This window comes from Stenotrophomonas maltophilia group sp. Smal17, assembly GCF_030237045.1.
In the GTDB taxonomy this organism is placed as follows: Bacteria; Pseudomonadota; Gammaproteobacteria; order Xanthomonadales; family Xanthomonadaceae; genus Stenotrophomonas; species Stenotrophomonas forensis.
Map to the genome: position 1 here is coordinate 44,994 of NZ_JASJSU010000021.1, position 9,143 is coordinate 54,136.

General features: G+C 69.1%; 10 protein-coding genes. 7 read left to right on the top strand and 3 right to left on the bottom strand.

The genetic code is table 11. The features are described from left to right. Positions 1 to 37: 37 nt before the first annotated feature. A complete protein-coding gene (locus tag QRO93_RS08385; RefSeq protein WP_180879456.1) occupies positions 38 to 508 on the bottom strand; it encodes a hypothetical protein in 471 nt (156 codons plus the stop codon). Positions 509 to 692: 184 nt separating this feature from the next. Between QRO93_RS08385 and QRO93_RS08390 the strand changes: the two genes are divergently transcribed. From QRO93_RS08390 to QRO93_RS08405, 4 genes are all read left to right on the top strand, one after another. Next, positions 693 to 941 (top strand): hypothetical protein, encoded by a 249-nt coding sequence (locus QRO93_RS08390; protein WP_006475755.1) that lies wholly within the window; start codon positions 693 to 695, stop codon positions 939 to 941. Between the two features lie 122 nt (positions 942 to 1,063). After that, positions 1,064 to 1,981 carry a bestrophin family protein gene (locus QRO93_RS08395; RefSeq protein WP_053511317.1) on the top strand — a complete coding sequence of 306 codons (918 nt, stop codon included), beginning with the start codon at positions 1,064 to 1,066 and terminating at the stop codon, positions 1,979 to 1,981. A gap of 19 nt (positions 1,982 to 2,000) precedes the next feature. Next, complete coding sequence (gene hemB, locus QRO93_RS08400; RefSeq protein WP_180879458.1) at positions 2,001 to 2,990, top strand: porphobilinogen synthase; 990 nt, start codon at positions 2,001 to 2,003, stop codon at positions 2,988 to 2,990. Positions 2,991 to 3,022: 32 nt separating this feature from the next. Next, complete coding sequence (locus QRO93_RS08405) at positions 3,023 to 3,292, top strand: hypothetical protein (protein WP_040006915.1); 270 nt, start codon at positions 3,023 to 3,025, stop codon at positions 3,290 to 3,292. Between the two features lie 171 nt (positions 3,293 to 3,463). On the opposite strand, the gene QRO93_RS08410 is transcribed toward QRO93_RS08405, so the two are convergent. Beyond that, the gene (locus tag QRO93_RS08410; RefSeq protein ID WP_053451101.1) at positions 3,464 to 4,327 is read right to left on the bottom strand and encodes a PD40 domain-containing protein; all 864 of its coding nucleotides are present in this window, start codon (positions 4,325 to 4,327) and stop codon (positions 3,464 to 3,466) included. Positions 4,328 to 4,375: 48 nt separating this feature from the next. Here QRO93_RS08410 and aroE point away from each other — a divergent pair, with 48 nt between their 5' ends. The 3 genes from aroE (at position 4,376) to dinG (ending at position 7,836) form a co-directional block, all read left to right on the top strand. After that, positions 4,376 to 5,221 carry a shikimate dehydrogenase gene (aroE, locus tag QRO93_RS08415; protein WP_008268064.1) on the top strand — a complete coding sequence of 282 codons (846 nt, stop codon included), beginning with the start codon at positions 4,376 to 4,378 and terminating at the stop codon, positions 5,219 to 5,221. 3 nt (positions 5,222 to 5,224) lie between these two features. Beyond that, positions 5,225 to 5,578: a hypothetical protein gene (locus QRO93_RS08420; protein ID WP_053451099.1), complete on the top strand. Its 354-nt coding sequence runs from the start codon at positions 5,225 to 5,227 to the stop codon at positions 5,576 to 5,578. A gap of 155 nt (positions 5,579 to 5,733) precedes the next feature. Next, complete coding sequence (gene dinG, locus QRO93_RS08425) at positions 5,734 to 7,836, top strand: ATP-dependent DNA helicase DinG (protein ID WP_180879460.1); 2,103 nt, start codon at positions 5,734 to 5,736, stop codon at positions 7,834 to 7,836. 93 nt (positions 7,837 to 7,929) lie between these two features. Here the strand turns inward: dinG and QRO93_RS08430 are convergent. Then, positions 7,930 to 9,143, bottom strand: a 1,214-nt coding sequence (locus tag QRO93_RS08430; protein ID WP_285304085.1) for a DUF418 domain-containing protein, incomplete at its 5' end; no start/stop codon positions are given.

Genomic DNA, 9,143 nt, shown 5'->3' on the forward strand with positions numbered 1-9,143 from the left:
GCCAGCGGCCGGCACTACCGGCGGTGACGCAGTCGCGTCACCGCGGCGGCGGCGGCGGAGGCGTGATCACCTGCGTCGGCAGCCGTGCCGGCGGCTGCGGATTCGGTACCCAGATCGCGACACCGGCGGCGCGCTTCTGCGTGGTCGGAATGCCGATGCCGACGCCGCCACCGACATGCGAGCCGAACGTACCGGCGCCCACCGACATGCCCACCGGCGAACCGCTGCTGCCGACACCCATCAGCACCACACCATTGGCACCCAGCGCCGCGGCCTCGCGCTTCAGGCGTGCCACCGCCGCATCGGTCTGGCCCTGGGTGCCGAAGCCCACGGCGGACGCCGATTCCAGCTGCGCGATTTCCTGCGAACCGGCCGGCGGCGTCGAATAGATCTGCACCTGGGCCGGGTCGATCGGTGCGCGGGCGCGGCCCAGCATCACCTTGGAGGTGCTGGCACAACCGGCGGCGGCCAGCAGCATGGCCGCCAACGCGGCCCAACGAATGTTCATGGCATCACCCCTGCAGGATTGGTTGTGATCATCGGCGGGCCACTCTGAATCGGCGCCAACATCCGGGCCAGGGCACGCACCACCGCACGCTAGCACGGCCCTGGTGACAGCCCCGCCAATGGCAGTAGGCGGCAGCGGCGGGAACGTCTATGGTGGGCCCAGGAACCAACGGCGGGAGAGCGGCATGGGTGTGATCAGTCTGTTGTGGGGCGTACTGGCGCTGTTGTGGATGATCCTGGCGCTGATTCCGCTGCTGGGCTGGGGCAACTGGTTCCTGATCCCGTTCGCTGCCGTCGGCGCGGTGATCGCCGCGCTGGGCATCCTGTTCACCCACCCGAGCAAGCGCGGCCGGGCCTGGGCCGGGCTGGTCCTGAACGGCATCGTGGTGGTGGTCGGCATCCTGCGCCTCGGCCTGGGCGGCGGCGTGATCTGAGCCCGTCCCGGGGTGCGACAGGGCGTCGCAGGCACACGGCCCACAGCCGGGCAGGGGCGTACAATGAATGGCTGCGCGAGCCCCCCGCGTGCCTGTGAATCCGCGCCCGGCGCGGCTGCCCCATGATCATCCGACCCCGTCCCCACGGCTGGCAACTGCTGTACATCCTGCGCGGTTCGATCGTCAAAGCGATCGCCCCCAAGGTGCTGGCCATCCTGGTTCTGTCCATTGCCGTGGCCGCGGTGGTGGAACTGGCGCCACCGACCGGCATCGAGCGCGTCTCGGTCACCCCGTTCACCCTGCTCGGCCTGGTGCTGTCGATCTTCCTCAGCTTCCGCAACAGCGCCTGCTACGAGCGCTGGTGGGAAGGCCGCAAGCTGTGGGGCCAGCTGGTCTTTGAATCGCGTTCGCTGGCCCGCCAGGTCAATCTGCTGCTGGCCGATGACCATGGCCGTCGCCGCCGCATCGCCTATGTCACCACGGCCTTCGCCCATGCCCTGGCCGGGCGCCTGCGCGGGCGCATCGTGGCCCTGATGGCCCTGCCGTGGCTGGACAAGCGCCAGCGTGAACAGCTCGGCCAGCGTGAGAACGTGCCTGACGCGCTGCTGTCGATGATCGCCGCCGAACTGGCCCAGGCCCTGCGCGCCGGTGACCTCGACCCGATCCTCTACGCCCAGCTGGAGGAGCGCCTGCACGCGATGTCGTCGATCCAGGCCGGCTGCGAGCGCATCCTCACCACACCACTGCCGTTCGCCTACACCCTGCTGCTGCACCGCTGCGCGTGGATGTTCTGCGTGCTGCTGCCGTTCGGCCTGGCCAGTTCGCTGGGCTGGGGTACGCCAGTATTGTCGGCGGTGCTGGCTTACGCCTTCTTCGGCCTGGACCAGCTGGGCGAGGAAATGGAAGACCCGTTCGGCCTGGAGCCGAACGACCTGCCGCTGGACGCGCTGGTGCGCACGATCGAGATCGACCAGCTCGACGCGCTCGGCGAACGCCCCTTGCCCGAACCCCTGCTGCCGCAGGGCTACCTGTTGCAATAGCCACTCCTCGGAGCCTGCCATGTCCCACCCGCTTTACCGCCCGCGCCGCATGCGCCATGACGAGTTCTCGCGCCGCCTCATGCGCGAGAACACGCTGACCACCGACGACCTGATCTACCCGGTGTTCGTGCACGAGCTTGCCGGCCGCACTGCGGTGCCGTCGATGCCGGGCGTGGAGCGGCTGTCGATCGAAGAACTGCTGAAGGTGGCCGAGGAAGCGCTGGAACTGGGCATTCCGGTGATCGACCTGTTCCCGGTGATCGACCCGTCGCTGAAGTCGCTGGACGCGTCGGCGGCGTGGGCCGAGGACGGCCTGGCGCAGCGGGCGATCCGCGCGCTGAAGGCGCGTTTCCCGGAACTGGGGGTGATGACCGACGTGGCGCTGGACCCGTACACCACGCATGGCCAGGACGGCATCATCGATGACAAGGGCTATGTGCTGAACGACATCACCGTCGACGCACTGGTCAAGCAGTCGGTGTCGCATGCCGAGGCCGGTGCGGACATCGTCTCGCCGTCGGACATGATGGACGGCCGCATCGGTGCGATACGCCGCGGGCTGGATGTCTCCAACCACATCAACGTGCGCATCATGGCCTACTCGGCCAAGTACGCTTCGGCGTTCTATGGCCCGTTCCGTGATGCGGTGGGCAGCGCGGCCAGCCTCGGCAAGGCCGACAAGAAGACCTACCAGATGGACCCGGCCAACGGCGACGAAGCCCTGCGCGAAATCGCGCTGGACCTGGAAGAGGGCGCCGACATGGTGATGGTCAAGCCGGGCATGCCCTACCTGGATCTGGTACGCCGGGTCAAAGAGACGTTCGGCGTGCCGACCTTCGCTTACCAGGTCAGCGGCGAGTACGCGATGATGAAGGCCGCCTTCGCCAACGGCTGGCTGGACGAGCGCGCCTGCGTGATGGAGTCGCTGCTGGGCTTCAAGCGGGCCGGTGCCGATGGCGTGCTGACCTATTTCGCGCCGCAGGTGGCGCGATGGCTGCGCGAGCGCTGACAATGGCGCGACGATAGACGGAGGAAAGCGCGATGGGACCCGAACTGGGATGGATGCAATGGCTGATCTGGGGCATCGGTACGCTGGTGTTCGGCGCCATCATTGTCGGTGTCTTCATCGCGGCCTGGCGGGCCGGCAAGCGCCCGCCGGAGCAGCTGTCGGCGGCCCGCCACGTGGCCCGTGAGCAGGCCCTTCCGGACAGCGTGCAGGCCGAACTGGCCGCGCTGAACCAGCGCAAGGACAATGGCCAGCTGAGCGAGGTCGAGTACGAGCAGCAGCGTGCCAGGGTGTTGTCGCGCTGACGGCGATGCTCTGGTAGTGGCCAACCTTGGTTGGCGGTTTTGCTTCTGTGCCGACCAAGGTCGGCACCTACCAATCGATCATCCACGCTGGGTGCCAACCTTGGTTGGCACCTTCCTGCATGCCAACCAAGGTTGGCATCTACCAGACGGCCATCCACGCATGGCGTGGATCTACTGCACGCACCCGGGCACCGCCGCCACCTTCGGCACCGCCAACCGGTACACATCCACGCCGCCGGCACGCGGCGCCTTGGCCGCACTGCTGGCGACCAGCATCTCGCCGGGCTTGGCGTTGTCGATCACCGGCGCACCGGTCCAGCCGCCGGGCTGGTTGAACGACAGCCCCAGCGGCTGCAGCGCCACGCCGCTCCACGCGCAGCCGCTGCTCCAGACCTGCGCGGTCGCGCCGCTGCCGCGGCTGAACACCACCGCGCCATCATTGCCGAGCCAGTCAGCGTCGGTCTCGTCCTCGGCGCTGTTCAACGCGCCCAGTGCGGTGGCCCGGCCACGCACGCCCTGCGCGTCCAGCGGCGCCACGAACAGATCCCAGCCTGCGCCACGTCCCTGCTGGCGGGCAAACAGCAGGCGCTGGCCATCCGCGCTCAGGGCCGGCCCGCGCTCTTCCCGGCGCCCGCCATCGCCGGCCAGGGCCTGCGCAGCGCCCAGCCGGCCATCGGCGGACAATGCCGCGCGATACAGCGCCAGCGTGCCTTGGCGGCCGGCCGCGAACAGCAGCCAGCGCCCATCGCGGCTGAGGTAGGGATCGCGGGCCTCACCGGCCACGTCCACCGGCAGGGGCTGCGCCTGCTGCCAGCGGCCATCGGCCACGCGCGCTTCCCACAGGCCCCAGCCGGACTCGCTGCGGCGGGCGAAAACGATGCGCTGGCCATCGGCACTGATCGTGGCGCGGCCCTCGTCGGCGCGGGTCGAGACCACGCCCATGCCTTCGATGCCGTACTCGTTCAACGCCATCGCCACGGGGGCAGAGAGTAGACTGGCGGCGAGCACCAGCAGGGGCGGGGTGATGCGCATCATCCGGGTCCGTGCACGAAAGAGCATCAGTCTAGCCAGCTTGAGGATTCCATGACCGACCGTTACGCCGTCTTCGGACACCCCGTTGCCCACTCGAAGTCGCCGCAGATCCATGCGACGTTCGGTCGCCAGGAAGGCATCGCGGTGGATTACCGCGCAATCGACCTGGCCCCGGATGCATTCCTGGCCGGTCTGGAGGCGTTCGCCGCCGAGGGCGGTGTCGGCGCCAACGTCACCCTGCCGCACAAGGAAACCGCGTTCTCGGTGTGCACCACGCTGACCGCACGGGCGCGCCGCGCCGGCTCGGTCAACACCCTGCTGCGCAAGGGCGACCGCTGGCACGGTGACACCACCGATGGCATCGGCCTGGTGCGCGACCTGACCGACCGCCACGGCCTGGACCTGCGTGGCCGCCGCATGCTGCTGATCGGTGCCGGTGGCTCCGCACGCAGCGTCGCCCCGGCGCTGCTCGATGCCGGCATCACCGAGCTGGTGGTGGTCAACCGCACGCCGGAACGCGCCGATGAACTGATCGACGCGATGGGCGAACCGGGCCGCGCGATCAGCCGCTACTGGGAAGACCTGCGCGACCTCGGCGACTTCGAGCTGATCGTCAACGCCACCTCGGCAGGCCGCGACCGCGATGTCGAGTTCAAGCTGCCGCTGTCGCTGGTCAACTCGATGACCACCGCCGTTGACCTGAACTACGGCGAAGCCGCCATCGCCTTCCTGGCCTGGGCGCGCGCGGCGAACTGCCGCAATACCGTCGATGGCCTCGGCATGCTGGTCGAACAGGCCGCCGAGAGCTTCCTGCAGTGGCACGGCGTGCGCCCGCAGACCGACGAGGTCTACCAGTCGCTGCGTCAGGGTGCCGCCGTGCTGGCCGGCGAGGACTGAACCATGGACAGCACCGCCTTGCTGGTGACCGTACTGAGCATGGTCGGCGTACGCCTGCCGGTGCTGATCGCACTGTGCGTGGGCCTGGTCTGGGTGGTCGGCGCGCCGCGCGATGCCACCCGTACCGGCGCGCTGGTCGGCCTGCTGCTGTTGCTGCTGTCCTGCCTGGGCGGCCTGGCCGCCGGCATCCTGCCGATGTGGCTGGTCAGCAGTGGCAACTTTGGTGCCGTGTCGGGCATGGGCGCCGTGCTCGGCGTTCTGCACTTCGCGCTGGCGTTGGTCGAGGCCATCGGCGTGGTGCTGCTGGTATGGGCGCTGGTGCGCCTGCTGCGGCTGCGCGGCAACCCGGTGCAGTGACACCCCGGTGACGGCCCTGGGCCGTCGCCTGTAGCGCCCGGCGTGTTCATCCCGCTGCCCGGCGTCGTCGCTGCCCCGTTCAGGGTGCCAGCGGCGGCGGACGTGGCCGGCCATGCGACAATGACCGGCCTGATCCAGCCACGGTACTTCCCGGCGTGACCGAAACCGTCGCCGCTCCGCGCACGCTCGATGACCCCTTGAAGGACGCGATCCGCAAGGCGTACACGACGCTGCAGGCCAATACCCCCGGCTTCTCCACCCGCCGCTCGCAGAGCCAGATGATCGGCGTGGTGTCGCGTGCGCTGTCGAAAAGCGGTGGCGTCGGCGTGGTCGAGGCGCCGACCGGCGTCGGCAAGAGCCTGGGCTACCTCACCGCGGGCGTGCCGATCGCGCTGGCCAGCAAGAAGAAGCTGGTGATCAGCACCGGCACCGTGGCCCTGCAGTCGCAGCTGGTCGAGCGTGATATCCCGAATTTCCTCAAGGCCACCGGCCTGGAAGCGACGGTGGCGCTGGCCAAGGGCCGTACCCGCTACCTGTGCACGCGCAATGCCGCCGAGGCACAGGGCGAGGGCTCGCAGGGCGGCATGTTCGAGGATGACGCGCCGCTGTTCGACCGGCCGCTGGCGCCGATCGAGATGGACATCGCCAAGCGCCTGACCGATGCCTTCACCGGCGGCAGCTGGGATGGCGACATCGACAACGCGCCGGAAACCATCAGCCCCGGCCTGCGCAGCCGCATCACCACGCCGGCCTCGGGCTGCGCCGGGCGCCGCTGCGCCTATTCGGCGCAGTGCGCGGTGCTGCGTTCGCGCAATACGGTGCGCGACGCACAGATCGTGGTGACCAATCACGCGCTGCTGCTGTCGGCGTTGTCGATCGGCGACAGCGACAATGGCCAACCGCTGATCGCGGCGCCGTCGGACATGCTGCTGGTGCTGGACGAAGGCCATCACATCGGCAACGTGGCGATCGACCAGGGCGCGGCCAGCCTGGCGCTGGACGAGATGGCCAAGCGCACCGGCCGCCTGCAGATCCTGATTGCCGGCGCCTACCGCGCGGTCGACAAGGACCGCCTCGGCAACCTGCTGCCCAACGAAGCGATCGAGGTGGCCAGCAACGTGGCCAAGCAGCTGCGTGCCTTCCGTGACCACATCGAACGGGTGTGGATGCCGGCGCCGGCCGACGAGGAACCGATGTGGCGCGCCGCCAACGGTCGCCTGCCCGAGGCCTGGCGCGAGCCGATCGAAGCGCTGGCCGACGATACCCGCAGCCTCTACAACTGGGCGCATGCGGCCACCGCGCAGGTGGCCAAGGGCAAGCCGGACGATGCCGCGCGCGAGCGCCTGCAGCGCAACCTGGGCATGGCGCTGGAAATGATCGAGCAGCAGTACAACCTGTGGCAGGCCTGGCGCCGCGAGGACAAGGACGGTGCGCCGCCGATGGCGCGCTGGGTCACTGCCACCCGCGACGGCGACCTCGTGCTGCACGGCTCGCCGGTGTCGGCCGCGCACGTGCTGCGCAAGCTGCTGTGGGACGAAGTGGATTCGGTGGTGATGACCTCGGCGACGCTGACCGGCGGCGGCGACTTCCAGTCGCTGGCGATCGACAACGGCATTCCCGAAGAGGCCGAGATGGTCTCGCTGTCCTCGCCGTTCGACCTGCCCAACCAGGCCGAGCTGATCGTGCCGAAGTTCCCGGTCACACCGGATGATCGCGAAGGCCATCCGCGCGAAGTGGCGCGCTACCTCGACACCGAGCTGGACTGGGCCAAGGGCTCGATGGTGCTGTTCACCTCGCGCTGGAAGATGGAGAAGGTGGCCGGCCTGATGTCGGCCGCGCGCCGCAAGCAGGTGCTGGTGCAGGGCGAGATGTCCAAGACCCGGCTGATCGACGAACACCTGCGCCGCGTCGCGGCGGGCGAGGGCTCGGTGCTGTTCGGCCTGAACTCGTTCGGCGAGGGCCTGGACCTGCCCGGCGAAGCCTGCACCACGGTGGTGATCACCCAGGTGCCGTTCGCGGTACCGACCGACCCGCAGACCGCCACGCTCAGCGAGTGGTTCGAAGGGCGCGGGCTCAACGCGTTCAACCTGATCGCGATTCCGCACGCGCTGCGCACTCTGACCCAGTTCGCCGGCCGCTTGATCCGTACCTCCACCGACACGGGTCGCGTGGTCATCCTTGATTCGCGGCTGCTGACCCGTCGCTACGGCAAGCGCATCATCGACGCGCTGCCGCCGTTCAAGCGCGTGATCGGCTGACCGGTAGTGCCGGCCGCTGGCCGGCAAAACGGGGACGGAGGGGATTAAGTCGCAAATGGCAAAAAACGACCTGATCCGCTCCGTCTCCGATGGCTAGCGCCGCAGCGGCAGCCATTGTCCTTCGCTGGCGCTGCGCCACAGCCATTCCACCGGCCCGAAGCGATGGCCGCGCAGCCACCACGCACTCGCCCACAGCTGCAGCGGGAACAGCACCGCTGCCACCAGCAGCACCGGCCACAGCCCGTGCTGCGGGCCGATGCCCCACCCGAAGCCGGCAAACAACGGCACGCAGATGGCGCTTTGCAGCAGGTAGTTGCTCAATGCCATGCGCCCGGCCGGGACGAACACGCGCAGCACGCGTTCGGCCCACGGGCGCAGATAGAGCAGGGCGAAGATGGCGGCCGCAGCGATGCCCAGTGCCAGTGGCGCAACGCGGTACGACACGCGCAGCAGGTAGCCGGGAACGCCCGCACGCAGCGCCGGCCATGCCTGCTTGAGCGCATCGGCGTGGGCATCGATCCACAGGAACGCGGCCGTCAACAGCAGCCCACCAAGGGCAATCGAGCGCAGCAGCGGCCGGTGTGCCTGCGGCTGCTGAAGCAGCCCGCGACGACCGGCCCAGTAGCCCAGCAGGAAGCGGCCGAGCACGAAGAACAGCAGTGCCCAGTTGCTCAGCTTCAGCCATGCCGCCAGCTGCAGGTTGTGCCACCACGCCTGGGCCAGGTTGCCGTGCGCCAGTGCCTCGAGCGCTGTGGCGTTCATCTGCGCGCGCGGTGTGAGCAGGGCCACCCATTCGCGGATCCACGGCGACAGCAGCGGCGGCAGCAGCAGGGCGATGAACAGGCCACTGCACAGCAGGGCACGATCGCCCAGGTGCCGGAACAACGGCAGCAGCAGGCCGACCAGTGCGTACACCAGCAGGATGTCACCCCACCACAGCAGCACCGAATGCAGCAGGCCGATCACCAGCAGCACCGCCATCCGCCGCAGGTGCGCGGCCATGCTGCCGGGCGCATGGCCGTCCATCTGCATCGCCACGCCCATGCCGAACAACAGCGAGAACAGGGTGATTGCCTTCATGTCCACCAGCCATTCCATGCCGGTGCGGATGGCCTGGTCGAGTGCCGCGCTGGGCAGCGCCTGCTGCGCGGCCTCGGTCATCAGCGCATCGAGCGAGAAGAAGCGCAGGTTGACCAGGAACACGCCGAGCAGCGCGAATCCACGCAGGGCATCGATGAGGGGCTGTCGCGGCGGGCGGTGGGTCATGCCCTGCAGCGTAACGGATCGGTAGTGCCGGCCGCTGGCCG